Origin of the sequence: Myroides sp. N17-2 (assembly GCF_002286775.1) — a bacterium.
Lineage (GTDB): Bacteria > Bacteroidota > Bacteroidia > Flavobacteriales > Flavobacteriaceae > Flavobacterium.
In genome coordinates, this window is sequence record NZ_NSGJ01000004.1 from 21,263 (window position 1) to 38,240 (window position 16,978).

The 16,978-nt window shown below is 35.8% G+C and carries 13 protein-coding genes and 1 pseudogene; 8 read left to right on the plus strand and 6 right to left on the minus strand.

What is annotated here, in order from left to right; genetic code table 11:
- Window positions 1-7 precede the first annotated feature (7 nt).
- Together metH and metF are read left to right on the plus strand one after the other, a co-directional pair.
- Complete coding sequence (gene metH / locus CF599_RS02440) at window positions 8-3,742, plus strand: methionine synthase (protein WP_121964454.1); 3,735 nt, start codon at window positions 8-10, stop codon at window positions 3,740-3,742.
- Window positions 3,739-4,698 (plus strand): methylenetetrahydrofolate reductase [NAD(P)H], encoded by a 960-nt coding sequence (gene metF, locus CF599_RS02445; protein ID WP_121964455.1) that lies wholly within the window; start codon window positions 3,739-3,741, stop codon window positions 4,696-4,698. Before metH ends, metF begins: the two co-directional genes overlap by 4 nt.
- A 524-nt stretch (window positions 4,699-5,222) precedes the next feature.
- On the opposite strand, the gene CF599_RS02450 is transcribed toward metF, so the two are convergent.
- The 4 genes and pseudogenes from CF599_RS02450 to CF599_RS02465 all read right to left on the minus strand — a co-directional run bounded on the left by CF599_RS02450 (window position 5,223) and on the right by CF599_RS02465 (window position 8,270).
- Complete coding sequence (locus CF599_RS02450; protein ID WP_121964456.1) at window positions 5,223-5,774, minus strand: hypothetical protein; 552 nt, start codon at window positions 5,772-5,774, stop codon at window positions 5,223-5,225.
- Between the two features lie 307 nt (window positions 5,775-6,081).
- Window positions 6,082-6,933, minus strand: coding sequence for a hypothetical protein (locus CF599_RS02455; RefSeq protein WP_121964457.1), 852 nt, complete (start codon window positions 6,931-6,933; stop codon window positions 6,082-6,084).
- Between the two features lie 211 nt (window positions 6,934-7,144).
- Window positions 7,145-7,642: an NUDIX domain-containing protein gene (locus tag CF599_RS02460; RefSeq protein ID WP_121964458.1), complete on the minus strand. Its 498-nt coding sequence runs from the start codon at window positions 7,640-7,642 to the stop codon at window positions 7,145-7,147.
- A 1-nt stretch (window position 7,643) separates the two neighbouring features.
- Window positions 7,644-8,270 (minus strand): annotated as a pseudogene (locus CF599_RS02465) (CatA-like O-acetyltransferase).
- Window positions 8,271-8,722: 452 nt separating this feature from the next.
- On the opposite strand from CF599_RS02465, the gene CF599_RS02470 reads away from it, so the two are divergent.
- Window positions 8,723-9,574: a DUF4349 domain-containing protein gene (locus CF599_RS02470; RefSeq protein ID WP_121964459.1), complete on the plus strand. Its 852-nt coding sequence runs from the start codon at window positions 8,723-8,725 to the stop codon at window positions 9,572-9,574.
- A gap of 52 nt (window positions 9,575-9,626) precedes the next feature.
- Here the strand turns inward: CF599_RS02470 and CF599_RS02475 are convergent, their stop codons facing one another.
- Both CF599_RS02475 and CF599_RS02480 read right to left on the minus strand, forming a co-directional pair.
- Window positions 9,627-10,856 (minus strand): hypothetical protein, encoded by a 1,230-nt coding sequence (locus CF599_RS02475; RefSeq protein ID WP_143824784.1) that lies wholly within the window; start codon window positions 10,854-10,856, stop codon window positions 9,627-9,629.
- Between the two features lie 259 nt (window positions 10,857-11,115).
- The gene (locus tag CF599_RS02480; protein ID WP_121964461.1) at window positions 11,116-12,213 is read right to left on the minus strand and encodes a redoxin family protein; all 1,098 of its coding nucleotides are present in this window, start codon (window positions 12,211-12,213) and stop codon (window positions 11,116-11,118) included.
- Window positions 12,214-12,601: 388 nt separating this feature from the next.
- Between CF599_RS02480 and CF599_RS02485 the strand changes: the two genes are divergently transcribed.
- From CF599_RS02485 to CF599_RS02505, 5 genes are all read left to right on the plus strand, one after another.
- The gene (locus CF599_RS02485; RefSeq protein ID WP_121964462.1) at window positions 12,602-13,780 is read left to right on the plus strand and encodes an acyl-CoA dehydrogenase family protein; all 1,179 of its coding nucleotides are present in this window, start codon (window positions 12,602-12,604) and stop codon (window positions 13,778-13,780) included.
- An 83-nt stretch (window positions 13,781-13,863) separates the two neighbouring features.
- Entirely contained in the window at window positions 13,864-14,640 is a 777-nt protein-coding gene (locus CF599_RS02490; protein ID WP_121964463.1) for a DUF3050 domain-containing protein, read from the plus strand.
- 60 nt (window positions 14,641-14,700) lie between these two features.
- Complete coding sequence (locus CF599_RS02495) at window positions 14,701-15,417, plus strand: 3-ketoacyl-ACP reductase (protein ID WP_121964464.1); 717 nt, start codon at window positions 14,701-14,703, stop codon at window positions 15,415-15,417.
- A 276-nt stretch (window positions 15,418-15,693) separates the two neighbouring features.
- Window positions 15,694-16,419 (plus strand): monofunctional biosynthetic peptidoglycan transglycosylase, encoded by a 726-nt coding sequence (gene mtgA / locus CF599_RS02500; RefSeq protein ID WP_121964465.1) that lies wholly within the window; start codon window positions 15,694-15,696, stop codon window positions 16,417-16,419.
- 70 nt (window positions 16,420-16,489) lie between these two features.
- Complete coding sequence (locus tag CF599_RS02505) at window positions 16,490-16,942, plus strand: hypothetical protein (RefSeq protein WP_121964466.1); 453 nt, start codon at window positions 16,490-16,492, stop codon at window positions 16,940-16,942.
- Window positions 16,943-16,978 lie beyond the last annotated feature (36 nt).

Here is a 16,978-nt window from a genome sequence, read left to right on the forward strand (position 1 = left end):
GAAAATTATGTCAACAATACTTATACAGACTGATATCAGAAGCCTATTAAAAGAACGCACTTTAGTACTCGATGGAGCCATGGGTACTATGCTTCAGGCTTACCGATTCTCAGAAGAAGACTTTAGGGGTGAGCGCTTTGCTGATTTTGCTCATTCACTAAAGGGAAATAACGACTTGTTGTCTATCACTCAACCTGAAGCTGTTAAAGAAGTTCACAGACAATATCTTTTAGCAGGAGCTGATATTTTATCTACTAATACCTTCTCGAGTACGACCATAGCTATGGCAGATTACCACCTTGAAGATATAGTATATGAACTAAACTATCAGTCGGCTAAGATAGCAAGAGAAGTAGCAGACGAAGTAGAAGCATTAAATCCTGATAGACCCCGCTATGTAGCAGGAGCTATCGGACCGACTAATAAGACAGCAAGTTTATCTCCTGATGTGAATAACCCAGGATATAGAGCTATTACTTTTGAACAATTGCGAGCAGCATATAAACAGCAAGCTGAAGCACTATTAGACGGAGGATGTGATTTACTATTAGTAGAAACAATATTCGACACGCTTAACGCTAAAGCAGCGTTATTTGCCATAGACGAAATACAAGCAGAGCGAGGTATAGATATCCCGATAATGATATCAGGGACTATTACAGACGCATCAGGACGTACGTTATCAGGGCAGACAGTTGAGGCATTTCTAATATCTATTGCACATATTCCTTTATTGAGCATTGGATTTAACTGTGCCTTAGGAGCAGAACAATTAGAGCCGTATATCAAACAGCTAAGTCAACATGCTGCTGTGAATATCTCTGCTCACCCTAATGCAGGTTTGCCTAATGCCTTTGGAGAATATGACCAAACGCCTACGGAGATGAAGGAACTTATCTATAGTTTCCTTAGTCAAAACTTAGTGCAAATCATCGGTGGGTGCTGTGGTACTACACCAGAACACATCAGGTTGATTGCTGACGCAGTAGAGAATAATAAAGCAGCGAGAAAGACACACCCTCGTAGCACACCTAAACCTGTGCTTGCCTTATCAGGGTTGGAGCCGTTATATGTGACTGCCGAAGCTAATTTTATAAACATCGGTGAGCGTACTAACGTTACGGGTTCTCGTAAATTCCTGCGTTTGATTAAAGAAGAACTATTCGACGAAGCCCTTGCCATCGCAAGAGAGCAAGTTGAAGGAGGTGCTCAGGTTATCGATATCAACATGGACGAGGGACTGTTAGACGGTGTGCACTGTATGACTAACTTCCTAAATTTGATTGCATCAGAACCAGACATTTCTAAAGTGCCTATTATGATTGACAGTTCTAAATGGGAGATTATAGAAGCCGGTCTTCGTGTTGTACAGGGTAAGGCTATCGTTAACTCTATTAGCCTTAAAGAAGGAGAAGAGTTATTTATCGAACACGCTAAACTAATCAAACGCTATGGCGCTGCTACAGTGGTGATGGCCTTTGACGAGAATGGACAAGCAGATTCATTAAAACGAAGAATAGAGATATGCAGACGCTCTTATGATATATTAGTTAACCAAGTAAACTTCGCACCTCAGGACATCATCTTTGACCCTAACATATTTCCTGTTGCTACGGGAATGGAAGAGCATAATAACAATGCTTTAGACTTCTTTAATGGAACCAAATGGATTAGAGAGAATCTCCCTTATGCCAATGTAAGTGGTGGTGTAAGTAATGTATCTTTCTCCTTTAGAGGGAACAATAAAGTACGTGAAGCAATGCATGCCGCCTTCCTTTACCACGCGATACAGCACGGTATGAATATGGGAATCGTGAATCCTGAGATGTTAGAAGTCTACGATGAGGTAGATAAGGATCTAATGATACATGTAGAAGACGTTCTTTTAAACAGACGACCTGATGCGACGGAGCGATTACTTGACTTTGCGGAGAGTATTAAGAACGAGAATAATCCTCAAATAACCGAAGCTAAGATACAAGAATGGCGCTCAGGTAGTATCCAAGATCGTCTAACACACGCCTTAGTAAAGGGTATCGAGGCACACGTAATCGAGGATACAGAAGAAGCTCGCCTTAGCGTACCTCAACCGATCCAAGTGATAGAACAATATCTAATGAATGGGATGAACGTAGTCGGTGACTTATTTGGTGCAGGTAAGATGTTCTTACCTCAGGTAGTGAAGTCTGCCCGTGTGATGAAGAAAGCTGTAGCGTATCTGTTGCCTTATATTGAAGAGAGCAAAAAGCAGAATGCAGAAGCACACATCGGTAACGCAGGTAAGATACTTATGGCTACCGTAAGAGGGGATGTACACGACATCGGTAAGAACATCGTAGCTGTTGTATTAGCGTGTAATAACTATGAAATTATCGACCTTGGCGTAATGGTGTCTCCAGAGAAGATTATCGAAACAGCTATTAAAGAACAAGTAGATATCATCGGACTAAGTGGACTTATCACACCCTCATTAGATGAGATGGTTCACTTAGCTAAAGAGTTAGACAAGGTTAACTGTACTATCCCGATTATGATAGGTGGAGCCACTACTTCTCGTGTTCACACTGCAGTGAAGATAGCTCCTGAGTATAAGAACTGTGTCGTACATGTACACGATGCTTCTCGTTCTGTAACTATCGCTAACCAACTTTTACAGAAAGAAGTAGAAGCTACATTTAAGGACAACATCAGAGCAGAGTATGATCAATTGAGACGTGATTATTTAGGTAGAGCAAGAGACAAGAGCTATATCACTATTGACCAAGCACGTGCTAATAAAGTCAAGGTTGAATGGGATGCTAAGGACATAGTTAAACCTAACTTTATAGGAACTAAAACAGTCACTGTAGAGTTAGACGAGTTATTGCCTTTTATCGATTGGGCACCCTATTTCCGCTCATGGCAGTTATATGGTAAGTTTCCAGAGATATTGACAGATGAGGTAGTCGGACAGACTGCTACACAGGTTTACGACGATGCTCTTATTATGTTAGACAAGATTATCAACGAGCGTTGGTTTGAAGCAAGAGGTATCTTAGGTATTTTCCCAGCAAATCAAGTTAACGATGACGACATCGAAGTCTATAATGAACAAGGTGAGGCATTAGACAAGTTATTAACTCTACGTCAACAGTCATTAAAGAATGTAAAAGCACCGAATATAGCACTTGCAGACTTCGTAGCGCCTAAAGACAGTGGATTAGAAGACTACATCGGGCTGTTCTGTGTGAGTACAGGCTTTGGTGTAGATGAGAAAGCTAAACTATACGAGGACGACCTTGACGATTACAGCGCTATTATGGTTAAGGCATTAGCAGACCGTTTAGTAGAAGCCTTTGCAGAATACCTACATCACCGTGTCCGTAAAGAGATTTGGGGATACGCCTCAGATGAACGTCTTAGCAATGCAGAACTAATTAAAGAAGAATACCAAGGAATTAGACCTGCACCAGGATATCCAGCTTGTCCTGACCATTTAGAGAAAGGCACAATATGGAAACTATTACAAGTAGAAGAACGCATCGGTGTAAGTCTAACAGAGAGCTATGCAATGTACCCTGCCTCATCTGTATCAGGTTATTATTTTGCTCATCCACAAAGTAGATACTTTGGATTGGGAAAAATAGAACAAGACCAATTAGCAGACTATGCAGAAAGAAGAAATATAACAACAGAAGAATCAGAGCGTTGGCTATCACCCAACTTGGCTCTAAACAATAAATTAACGACTAACGAATCATGAAAGTAACAGAACATATCCAAAAAGCTAATGGTAAAACTCAATTCTCATTTGAGATATTACCTCCGTTAAAAGGGCAAAACATTCAAGGAATATTTGACTCTATAGAACCGCTAATGGAGTTTGAACCTCCTTTCATAGACGTGACGTATCACCGCGAAGAATATGAGTACAAAGAAGCAGGCAACGGACTGTGGGAAAAAAGAGTTGTCAGAAAAAGACCAGGAACTGTCGGCATTTGTTCGGCTATCCAAAATAGATTCAAGTTGGACGCCATACCGCACATCTTGTGCGGAGGCTTCACCAAAGAAGACACCGAAAACTTCCTTATAGACCTTGACTTCTTAGGCATTGACAACGTCGTTGCCCTAAGAGGAGACGCCGTAAAGAACGAAACTTACTTTAAACCTGAACCTAAAGGAAACAAGTACGCCTCTGAATTAGTTACGCAAATAAACGAATTAAACCAAGGTATCTACTTAGATCCTGAGCTTGAGAATACCAGTAAGACGGACTTCTGCATAGGAGTAGCGGGTTATCCTGAGAAGCACATGGAAGCTCCTAACTTTGACACTGACCTAAAGTACTTAAAGCAGAAAATAGACAATGGTGCAGAGTATATCGTTACTCAAATGTTTTTTGACAACAGTAAGTTCTTTGCCTTCGTGGATAAGTGTAGAGCCATCGGTATTACTGTACCTATCTTACCTGGACTTAAACCATTAGCTACACTAAGTCAACTAAACCTATTACCTCAACGTTTTAAAGTTGACCTACCAGATGACTTAGTGGCTGAGGTATTAAAAGCAAAAGACAATGTAGCCATCCGTGAGATCGGTATCGAATGGTGCGCCCAACAGTCAAAAGAACTAATAGAAGCAGGCATCCCTATCGTACACTACTACTCTATGGGTAAATCTGATAATATCAAGAAGATTATCAAGCTTGCTACGGCATAGTTAACAGTTGACAGTTTACCGTTTACGGTCTAAAACAGTATCGAGTAATCAGACAGTAATAGGCTGTCATTATTTATAAATTGGTTGTAATCAGAAACCTCTTGTCTATATGGCGAGGGGTTTTTAAGTTTTTATACAGATTATAATTCCACACAGTAACCACCATCTACATCCACCATCCATGTCATGCTGAAGACTGGAGCATCTCACATACAACTCCACACAGTAACCACAATACACTGTGAACCATAAATCCAGAATCAGCATTAGCCATATACGACATCACTTAACCTCTTTTGGTAGCAGAATGTGAGACACAGTAGGGGCTATAAAACACAAAAGCCTCTCCGTTATGGAAAGGCTTTTTATATTGAATTGTCCAGAGTCAAATCCTGTATTTCTACTGTCCAGATTATCGTCCTATTCAATTATCTTTTTCTGATTACAAATATATGAATTATAAATCTATTTAATATAAAATACTGATATTTAATACCTATACTATTTTACTTTACTTATAGCTTTTAATTATCAAATCTATCTACTATTCTTTCTTCCTTACGTACGAATTGCTTGAGTATAGAGTTCTCTTTATAAAACTCTAAGTAAAACTGTCCATCTGCAATATTAAAATTATCTATCTTCATCGCTGTAATTATGGTAAACTCATAAACATCAATACTATCAAAATGAATCTCTACTACAACATTTAAATCTTCTTCAATGTCTATCTTATTTACTAAAACTATCCGTTTCTTTCGCTCAGTAGAAGTAGGGAAATTAATAGGGTTAAAACTATTCTCTTTAAAAATATAGTAGATAATATGTTTAATTGACCTAAAAATAAGGTCTACTGTCTCTTTTATTGAAATCCCTTCTCTTCTTTTTCCTGAATCATCTTCACTTGAGAAACGTAATATATAATGTTTATCTCCATAAATAGTAACAAAAAATCCAACGTCTTCAGATTTCAATTTTCTTGTTTGGACAGAAGCATTATTGACAACATAAGCATATGGATCAGTCTCTATATTCTGACTAATCTTTTTTGTTATAATCCTCTTTCTTTTTGCCATTTCATATGTTTGATACCTAAAACAAAAATACATTTTAAAACTCAACACAAATCAAAAATAAATACTAATAATCAAATAATTACACTAAATTAATTGCGTTATCTTCGAACAGATTACAAATCCAAACGAACATAGTTCATACCTATCTGTCCACACAATAACCATGGTAATGATTCACTATATATGACACGCTTAATAATGCACCTCTACCTTAACTAGCAAACGGTAACCACTACCCTTGTCTTATTGAATGAAATATCTCGTATGTAACTAAATCTTATAACCTACCAACAGGAAACTTAATTTCTTACTTTAAATTAATGTACTCTATTACTTCTTCCCCCCTCTTAGATAGTTTAAACTTAGATTTATCCCCACTATTACCAAGTACTTCAAAAAAACCTAATTCTAAAAACCTACTTAAACCTTTAATAGAATTAGCTATATAAAATCCTTTCCTAATAGAACTAACGCATTTGACAAAATCTTCTTTTAACTCTTCTTTTAAAAGTATAGAGTAGTACTTTTCTACGTTAGAATCATTACTTTTCAATTTTGATAATTCTTGCTCAACAACTTTATACTTTGTGTCAAGCTCTTTAAACATATTATCTTTATCCTGTATATCTTTAATAAGTCTGTTTTTTTCCTCCTTTATAACATTATAATCCAATATATTAGTTCTTTCCGAAATCAATTCTTTCTCTGATTTTTCACTTTTTTCCTCCGCTCTATATCTCTTTTCTTTCTCTGATTCTAAATCTGATTCCATTTTCTCTATCCTAGTCAAAGCAATTTGATAAGTATCCTTTGTAACAATAGAGCTTTTATCAGTCACTTTATAAATCCAAGGAGTAAGATTTCTTTCAAAGCCGTTTACAATTAATCTTGATAAATTCAATAAGATATACGTTGCCAACAACACTGCAAAAGTATAGAGGACATTATACCCAACATTCTCCCAAAAAGGATTTTTTCCAAAATATTCTGAAATCAAACGTAACTTATCATCCATAGTACAATCCTTATCGAAATTGAATACCATATAAACAACATACCAATTACGTATTAACCATACAACGGCATAAGTTCCTAAGAAGGGGTTTCGTGTTTTTTCTTTTATATTATCTGTAAACGAAACAAAGAAGTCTTTTATCATTCTAAACTAATTTATTGCACAAAGATAAACTATAATCAACTCATAGTCTGCGACACTAAATAGCAACTTTACCATTAGTCCTGAAAAACTTTATCTGACACGCAAAGTATTGCGTCTCTACTGTATATAACGGATGTACCAACAATAACACCCCACCTCTACCTAATACCGTAGGCAAAAACCATTAACCGTAAACCAAAAATTCCTAATTCTAAATTCCTAATTCCTCATTAGCTATCTCCTCCTTCATCTCCAACAAATTCAACTCACCATCATATAAAGCGTGAAACACAAAAGGCTTACCCTCTAAGATATACTTATAGATAAACCAATCCGTCTTTGGGGTTGGTACATTTAGCAAGTTCTCATACGCTATCCACTCTAAAGTTCCCTCATTACATTCAGGAGGAGTGACAGCATCGATATCAGCTACATACACATAGCTTAACCAATTATACTTGGTAGGAGAAGTCTCCGTCAGTATTCCACAGAACTTTACCTTATCCACTCTTATTCCTGTCTCCTCAAAAGTCTCACGGATAACACCTTCCTCAGGAGTTTCGTATGGTTCTATTTTCCCTCCTACAGGAGTATAAGTATCTTTATTGGGTTCTTTTAGTCGCTTAAGAAGCATAAAGTTATTGCCATTGCGAAGCACACACAGTGTTGCTATTCTTTTTATTCCTAACGGAACAGCAGTTGTACTCATCTTATTGCTCGTTTAATAATTCTTGAAAGCGCTCTACGAATTGGCTTACGTGATATCCATCCATCAGCGCGTGGTGCCCATGTATAGATACCGCCATACGCTTACGTCCATTCTCCTCTACTACTTTTCCAAAAGAAATCTTAGGACAGCTATCCGGAAAATCATAGTTGCGTGCATGACTCATACTCGTAAAATCAAGCCATGGCAAAGCTGATATATGCAGTACATTCTCACTATTAGACGCAGGTAATAATGTATTAGACGATTACACACTCTCTATCTCTTTCTTCGCTTCTGTAAAGAATATTTCTCTATCAGTGTAATAGTTCATATACGCAAACCCAAAAGTACCATTAGGTCTATTTATAGTAGGCGAAGCATGTACTTCCTCATATAGATATACTTTATTATCAACTATCCTATATCTAAACGCTTCTACTTCATTGGTTGCTCTAAGTGCATCGTATAGATAAGTTAAAAAGAAAGAATCACCATTATCTTTTGCTTTTTTATAAGCCATCGTACAATCTACTTGTACCGTAATACCAAAGAATGGCTCTGTAAACTTCGTAAAAAAGGCATATTGTTCTCTCCTTTCCCATAGAGCAGTATCAATCTTAGTTCTCATATTTTGTTGTGTTGTTATTATTCTCAGCAAAAGTATAGGGAATACTTTTAATATTGAAAGACTTTTGTCTATATGACGGCAATCAACCCATCTTGTCAATCAAAAAAAACCTTTTTTGATTATCAAACGACTTTGTCGTTCATTTATGCGCATCAAACCATCTTGTCAATCAAAAACACCCCATTTTGATTGACAAACAACTTTGTCGTTCATTTTTGCGCATCAAAACACATTGTCAATCAAAATCACCTCTTTTTGATTGACAAACGACTATATCATTCATTTATGCAAATCAAAACACTACTATCACAAATTACAATAATCCGCAGTTAACCAACATTCCTAACTACACTCCCTCCTCCCTATAATCAGTGATTTAGAACAATATTTAAACCTCTTTTACATTATATAACTAACATCCATTACATTTGTCTATAAAAACATCAAATACTATGAAAAAGACACTCAAGCTATTAACCTTAATGCTATTCGTAACAATAGCCTCTTGCTCTAAGTCAGCAGAGCTTGGAGAACCTTCATCTGTTGCGTTAGAAAATATTAGTACCACAGATGCTGCTGCTGAAGCTGCAAGTGACAACACTACGGAAGTTAAACAAAATCAAGATACAGCTGAAGAAGTAACAGCTCCTGAACGCATGATCGTGAAGCAAGGAAGCATACGCTTTGAAACTTCTAATGCTCAAGAAACGAGAAAAAACATTGCTACAAGTATTAAAAAACTAAACGGATACCTATCACAAGATAGCTCTACAGTATATGGCAATCAAACAGAATATACTATAGAAATACGTGTCCCTACTAAGAACTTCGAAACTTTATTAGAAGGTGTAACTGCCACTGCTACTAAAGTAGACAACAAAAATATCAGTGCCTTAGATGTAACAGAAGAGTTCATTGATGTAGAAGCGAGAATCAAAACAAAAAAGGAAATAGAAGAACGCTATAAGGAGTTGCTAAAACGAGCGAATTCTATCGAGGATATTCTAAAAATAGAAAGTGAATTAGGAACTTTAAGAGCAGATATAGAATCGTTCGAAGGACGTCTAAAGTACCTAAAGAGTAGAGTTTCTCTAAGTACACTTTCTGTTACTTTTTACGAAAAAGGAGAGTCTACCACAGGCTTTGGATACGAGATCTCATCAGCATTTGGCTCAGGTTGGGAGAATCTATTATCATTTGTCATCGGAATATTCTATATATGGCCATTCATCCTTATCGGTACAGGACTATTCTTTGTGATAAGACGCATCCGAAAACGCAGAAAACAGAATAAAATAAATTAGTCATAAAACCAACGCCCTTCTGATATGGAAGGGCGTTTTGTTTTATAAGACATTAGCCCACAGGCTGTACATAGTTCTTATCATACTCGACTACTCTGTCCCAAAACTCTTTAAGCCCCTTATATCCATAATAATCGTTCTTACTAAATTCTTCTCTAAGATCATATAACTTACCATCTACTTTGGTTTTGAACCATATAGCTACTACACAGTCGTCAGTATCTCCTTTAATTCTTCTTATTATCTCAAAGAAATAGGCAAATGCACGAGCATCATACTCATACATATCCGAAGACATCCCTCCGATATTCGCTAAATAAATATCCAAATCATTTAAGTGTTTTTCCTGATCATAAGAAACCAGTACATCCATAAGAACTGGAGATAAAACTAACTTTCCTTGGCCATCTATAGTTGAAAAAAGATCATTATAATAATCCATCTGTTTATCGAACTTATCCAAATCTCCATTCACATCAAACCTAACCTTATCTATAGCCCACTTTATCAACTCTTTGTCCTCAGTATATCCATATCTAAACAACAGATTCTCTAAGAAGTCAACATCGTTCTTTTTAAGCCACTCAAAGCTTTGTCTATTGTTATTAAACAGATACTTGTTATAATGTCCAATTCTCTCATAGATAGACTTGCGCACTTTATCACTTAGCATATCCTTAAACCAATGATCCAAATTACCTTTACCTTCTAACGTTCTCTTCTTATTCACTTCATCCTCCAACAAGGCTAAACTAGGATAATCATTGCGGTAATCAACTAACTGCAATAAACAGAAAGGCTGAGTTACAAATTTTTTGTTATTCACCACAGTCAAATCGTAATTATACTCATCTATCACCGCAGATAAAAAAGGTGTTTCAAAATACTCTCCGTCTAATGCGTCAATATAAATAGGAGTAACATGCTCATAATTACCATGTACACCACCTCTTTTATACTTAAAAATCTTAGCCAACCTATCATTGAAAGCACGCTCAGACAGAAACTTATAATCAACTGTCTTGAGATACTCATACATTAAATCAACTTGAATATCAAATTTCTTTATTCCAATGATCTCTCTATCATAACTATCATCAAGTATAGCATTCAAATCATTAGACAACATCTCATACATCACCGCATTCTTAGCTCTATCTATGCCTGCTAGACTATCAAACTTAGCAGTGTACAAACCTTCTGTTTGCGCTTCTTTATCCTTACAACTAACGAATACTGTCAAACACATTATTATGACAACTAATAAATATCTATTCTTCATCTATTTTATTTTTTTGTACTAACTGATGTAGTTGTTTCATTACTTTATCTACCTCCTTGACTTTCCTATCCATATTATCATTATCTGTTATAAATGACACAGGTCCTCTACCCCATAACTTAAACAGTTACTTTCGTATTGATGTCAACTGATTACTATATACATCAGGATCATATAACTCAATGTCAACACTATATCTTCAACACCCTTTATATCACTCCACTTCAGATAGACATTCAAACAAAATAAAAACAAAACTCTACTTCATCAACGCTCTCAATTGTTCCTCGAAGTTCTCTTCTAACCCTTGATCAAATATCTTTAGCACTCTGCCTTGTGGATTAAATAATACATAATAAGGAGTTCCTCTCATTCTATACTTAGCTATGGTTGAACTCATCATTCCTTTTTTATCCCAAACAATTACTCCCTTATCTCCTTTTAAATCTTTATACTGTTTTGCACTAACTAAATCATTATCTATACAATAAGTCACATGCACTAGCTTATCCTCTAATGCTTCCGTTATCTTAGTCGTTATAGGAACAGCCTGACGACAAAACCAACAATATGGAGAAGAAAAGTCAAGTAACACATACTGACCTTTAAAATTGTCACTAAACTTACTCTCTTTTGGGTTTAAATCTAAAGCTATAAAATCATAATACTTATCCCCTTTCATTAGTGGTTCTCTATCTAACAAGGTTTTTAAAAATACTACTGCATCAGTATTTAGATATTGGTTATCCACTAAATTATACAGTTCTTTATAATGATCAATGTTGTCATCATTAATTATAAACCCCAATATATAACGTCCATAATCAGTATTAATATTTTTCTTTAGAAACTCATAATCTAAGTCTTTGATATTTTGTTCTATACCTAAATATTCCTCCTTGTAAGAAGCCATCGCACTGTCTTGAGACATCCCTTCTTCTACAAGTTTAGATATTTTACTTTCTATAACATCTCGTGCTGTTCTAACATCTTTAGTTAACAACACACTCTCATATCTTAAACCATCATAAGCAGATCCCTTCGCTTGTAGATATTTTAAATTATTTACATTACCTTCAATAGTAACAGACTCATTCCCCAAGAAAAAAGAAGTGTACTTAAAATCTTCTCCATTCTTGATAAACAAATAGACGGAAGTAGGTGCTTTAATAATCTGAGTTTCTACTTCAAATATTCCATCTACTGCATTAAACTCTATTTCTAGCTTATCAAAAGAAAGGCTTAAAGTAGCCTCATTAGGGATCCCTTCTATCTTACCCTTTATTCTAAGTTTATCTTGTGCTATTACTCCTACTGAACAAAACAATAAAAGCATATATATTAACTTATTAGTCATAATCTAATCCATTTGTCTAGCTAAGATAACAAAACATTAGAAAAATAAATATCATAAATCAAACGGTTATAACAGTATCACATTAAACATAAAATCCACATTAGCCTAAAAAGGGGGTGGTCGGCTTGTGGTCGGCATATGATAGGCTTGTGGTCGGCTTAAAACATACTATTTTAAGCCTATCATATACCGATAACTTAACTACCACTTACTGACCATTACCTAATTAAATCAATAAGAACAATATTTCTTTACGATGCTGTGAATAGAGTTTTTTATAAACATAGTATTCGAAAAAGGAAAGGATAATCAGAATTAAATTAGCTAAAATTTGGTCAACTCAGAATATTGTCTATATTTGTTAGACAACCAAAAAAAATATTGCTTTATGAAACCAGATTTATTCCAAGCACCAGATTATTACCTATTAGACGACTTGCTAACAGATGAGCATAAGTTGATTAGAGATACAGCTAGAGCATGGGTAAAGAGAGAAGTTAGCCCTATAATTGAAGACTTCGCTCAACGTGCAGAATTTCCAAAACAGTTACTCCCAGGGTTAGCAGAGATAGGTGGATTCGGCCCATATATTCCTACAGAATATGGAGGTCCAGGTCTAGATCAGATCTCTTACGGACTAATTATGCAAGAGATTGAAAGAGGTGATTCAGGTATCCGTTCTACATCTTCTGTACAATCTTCATTAGTAATGTATCCAATATGGAAATATGGAAATGAAGAACAACGTATGAAATACTTGCCTAAACTAGCAAGTGGAGAAATCATAGGATGTTTTGGACTAACAGAACCTGATCATGGATCTGATCCAGGGGGTATGTTAAGTCACTTTAAAGATATGGGAGACCATTACCTACTTAATGGAGCAAAGATGTGGATTTCTAATGCCCCATTTGCGGATATCGCTGTGGTATGGGCTAAAAATGAAGAAGGACGTATCCATGGGCTTATCGTAGAGCGTGGTATGGCAGGATTCACTACTCCTGAAATACATGATAAATGGTCACTAAGAGCTTCGGCTACAGGTGAGTTAATATTCGATAATGTCAAGGTTCCTAAAGAAAACTTACTTCCTAATAAATCAGGATTAGGTGCCCCTCTAGGGTGTCTTGATTCTGCTAGATATGGTATCGCTTGGGGGGCTATCGGGGCAGCAATGGACTGTTATGACACCGCGCTGCGCTACTCTAAAGAGCGCATACAGTTTGATAAACCTATCGGGGCTACTCAACTTCAACAAAAGAAATTAGCTGAAATGATCACAGAGATTACAAAGGCTCAATTACTAACATGGAGATTAGGAGTGCTTAAAAATGAAGAAAGAGCTACTTCTGCCCAAATCTCTATGGCAAAACGTAATAACGTAGCTATGGCATTAGACATCGCTCGTGAAGCTCGTCAGATGCTAGGTGGTATGGGTATCACTGGTGAGTATTCTATTATGCGTCACATGATGAACTTAGAGTCTGTAGTAACCTATGAGGGTACACATGATATACACCTGTTAATCACAGGAATGGATGTGACAGGATTCGCAGCATTTAAATAATAAAAAGAGTAATAGATAAACTTTATATAAAGAGCTTCGCCTTTCGGTGAAGCTTTTTTACTTTTGTACCAAATTAAGTAGATATGACTATTCAAGAAATCAATGTACAGATCGCTGAAGAAAGAAATGCTTTGCTTCAACACCCACTTTATAATAAGATAAAGACGATACCAGACTTGTGTGCTTTTATGGAAGGGCATGTATATGCGGTTTGGGATTTTATGTCGTTACTTAAGGCATTACAACAGCAATTAACTTGTACAACGACTCCGTGGTTTGCATCTCCATATCCAGAGACACGTTATTTGATAAATGAAATAGTCTTGGCAGAGGAATCAGACTTGGCTTATGATGGTCAACGCCTTAGTCACTTCGAAATGTATCTAGATGCAATGTTAACAGCTAATGCAGATACTACAAGTATCACAGCTTTAATCAACAATCTAAAAGGAGGTACACCTATCTTCGAAGCAATTGCAAAAACAGATCTAGATACTGGAATTAAAGAATTTCTAGATTTTACATTTAAGACTATTGAGGATGGTAAAGCGCATGAGATAGCAGCAGCATTTACTTTCGGACGTGAAGACTTAATTCCGTCAATGTTTACAGAGATTCTAAAAGGATTTCAACAAAACTTCCCTGAAACAGACTTAACAAAATTAGTATATTACTTCGAACGCCATATCGAATTAGATGAAGATGAACATGGTCCAATGGCTATGAAGATGATTTCTGAGTTATGTGGAGAAGATAATCAGAAGTGGAATGACGTAGTGGTAATCTCAAAACAAGCGCTAATAAAACGCTATAATTTGTGGAATTCTATCGAAAAGTTTATAGATAAGAATCAAATTTAACATTAGGGAAATACTAATTTCCTAATAAATTATATATCTTTACATTAAAGCATTAAAAATATGAAATTGAAAGGTAAAAACGCAATTATCACAGGAGGTGGAAGAGGATTAGGTAAGGCAACTGCAATCGCTTTTGCTCAAGAAGGGATAAACGTAGCTATTACTGGTAGAAACGAAAAAACATTGCAAGCTACAGTAGCAGAATTAGAAGCATTAGGAGTGAAAGCTACTTATGCAGCATTCGATGTTACAGATAAAGCAAAAGTAAAAACAGAGATAGCGAATATCATAAATACATTAGGTGGAGTAGATATATTAGTCAATAATGCTGGTATATCAGAGTTCGGAAAGTTTACAGATATGTCTGCTGACCGTTGGGAAGAGATTTTACTAACTAACGTAATGGGAGTATATAATGTGACTAGAGAAGTACTACCTCATCTCATCGACCAGAATGAAGGAGATATCTTTAACGTAGCTTCTACTGCTGGTCTAAACGGGAATGCAACTACATCTGCTTATTCTGCTTCTAAATTTGCTGTGATCGGAATGTCTGAATCACTGATGAAAGAGGTTCGCAAGAATAATATCAGAGTATGTACACTAACACCAAGTACTATCGCTTCAGATATGTCAATAGATTTAGGACTTACAGATGGTAATCCTGATCATATCTTACAACCTGAGGACTTCGCTGAGCTTATCGTAGCTACATTAAGATTACCTAGAAGAGCCATGGTTAAAACAGTATCCCTGTGGACAACCAATCCTCAATAAATTAAGGGGAGAGACGTATGTCTAATTTCTTATTACTTATTATGATTACAACCTAAACTCGCTACTATGGCGAGTTTTTTATTTAAATACTATATGTGAATTCAAATAACAAGACAATATCAAATACCACATAAGAAACACTATTTCAAGTAATTATAAACATTAAATTAATATATTTGTTATTATCTATGTCCATATATTTATTAAATATATTTTTTGAAAATGAAACATTATTTTAACTACTTTTGCTCCGTTTTTTAAACTCCTTCTTTCGCTATGATAAGAAAAATAACACGACTTATCTTTAAGTTTATACTAGCCTTTTTCATATTGAGTATCACCTCAGTAATCTTCTTTCGCTTTGTACCGATCCCTTATACTCCGTTAATGTTCATCAGATTATATGAACAGGTTAAGGACGATAAACCGATGACACTAAAACATAGCTGGGTACCGATGGAAGACATCAGTACAAACTTACAAAAAGCAGTTATAACTAGTGAGGATGGGACTTTCATTCAACACAATGGATTTGACTTTAAAGCCATAGAAAAGGCAATGAAGAATAACGAGAAAGGAAAGAAAATTAAAGGAGGTAGTACAATCTCTCAGCAGACCGCTAAGAATGTATTCTTATGGCCAGGTCGTAGTTATATCCGAAAAGGATTTGAGGCATACTTCACTGTCCTTATAGAACTTCTGTGGTCTAAAGAAAGAATACTTGAAGTTTATCTGAATAGTATAGAGATGGGAGATGGTATCTATGGGGCACAGGCAGCAGCGCAACATTGGTATAATAAAGATGCTAAGAACTTATCTGCTAGAGAAGCAGCCGGTATTGCAGTAATCTTACCAAACCCACGTAGATACAAGGCTAATAATTCTGGTCCATACATCAATAAAAGAAAGAATACCATTACAAGATATATTAATGGTTTTGGTCCTCTTAAATTCAATGAGGACAAAGAAAACACTTCTAAAAAAGATAAAAAGGGAAAATAAATATTTTTGCTATTAATGCAACTGTCTTTATATTTTTTTATACATTTGGTATGAACTAAAATAAATTACTATGAAAAAAGTATTGTTATCATTCGCAGTTGTAGGATTATTATTCGCTACATCATGTAAAGACAAAGTAGAGACAGAAGTTACTCCAGAAACTACTGAAGCAACAACTGAAACACCTGCTCCAGAAGCTACTACAGCTACTACAGAATTCGAAAAAGCTAAAGCTGATGCTGAAACTAAATTAGCTGATGCTAAAAAAGCTGTAGAAGAAGCAGTAAAAAAAGGAGACAAGAAAGCTGAAGAAGAAGCTAAAAAAGCTTTAGATGCGGCGCAAAAAACTTGGGATGACGCTAAAGCTAAAGTAGAAGAAGTAGCTACTAAAACAGGAAATGCAGTAGAGGAAGCTAAAGATGCTACTGAAAAAAAGGTAGAAGAAGCTAAAGACGCTACTAAAAAGAAAGCAGAGGAAGTAAAAGGTAAAGCAGAAGCTATCTCTGAAATAATCAAAAAATAGTATTTTAATTAATACACTAAGGAGTTCTTCGGAGCT

What these genes read in the sequence shown, in the direction of transcription:
- CF599_RS02470 (WP_121964459.1), top strand. Translation starts at nt 8,723, where the DNA reads ATGAAAAAGACACTCAAGCTATTAACCTTAATGCTATTCGTAACAATA.
- CF599_RS02495 (WP_121964464.1), top strand. Translation starts at nt 14,701, where the DNA reads ATGAAATTGAAAGGTAAAAACGCAATTATCACAGGAGGTGGAAGAGGA.
- CF599_RS02485 (WP_121964462.1), top strand. Translation starts at nt 12,602, where the DNA reads ATGAAACCAGATTTATTCCAAGCACCAGATTATTACCTATTAGACGAC.
- mtgA (WP_121964465.1), top strand. Translation starts at nt 15,694, where the DNA reads ATGATAAGAAAAATAACACGACTTATCTTTAAGTTTATACTAGCCTTT.
- metH (WP_121964454.1), top strand. Translation starts at nt 8, where the DNA reads ATGTCAACAATACTTATACAGACTGATATCAGAAGCCTATTAAAAGAA.
- CF599_RS02490 (WP_121964463.1), top strand. Translation starts at nt 13,864, where the DNA reads ATGACTATTCAAGAAATCAATGTACAGATCGCTGAAGAAAGAAATGCT.
- CF599_RS02475 (WP_143824784.1), bottom strand. Translation starts at nt 10,856, where the DNA reads ATGAAGAATAGATATTTATTAGTTGTCATAATAATGTGTTTGACAGTA.
- CF599_RS02505 (WP_121964466.1), top strand. Translation starts at nt 16,490, where the DNA reads ATGAAAAAAGTATTGTTATCATTCGCAGTTGTAGGATTATTATTCGCT.
- CF599_RS02450 (WP_121964456.1), bottom strand. Translation starts at nt 5,774, where the DNA reads ATGGCAAAAAGAAAGAGGATTATAACAAAAAAGATTAGTCAGAATATA.
- CF599_RS02455 (WP_121964457.1), bottom strand. Translation starts at nt 6,933, where the DNA reads ATGATAAAAGACTTCTTTGTTTCGTTTACAGATAATATAAAAGAAAAA.
- metF (WP_121964455.1), top strand. Translation starts at nt 3,739, where the DNA reads ATGAAAGTAACAGAACATATCCAAAAAGCTAATGGTAAAACTCAATTC.
- CF599_RS02480 (WP_121964461.1), bottom strand. Translation starts at nt 12,213, where the DNA reads ATGACTAATAAGTTAATATATATGCTTTTATTGTTTTGTTCAGTAGGA.
- CF599_RS02460 (WP_121964458.1), bottom strand. Translation starts at nt 7,642, where the DNA reads ATGAGTACAACTGCTGTTCCGTTAGGAATAAAAAGAATAGCAACACTG.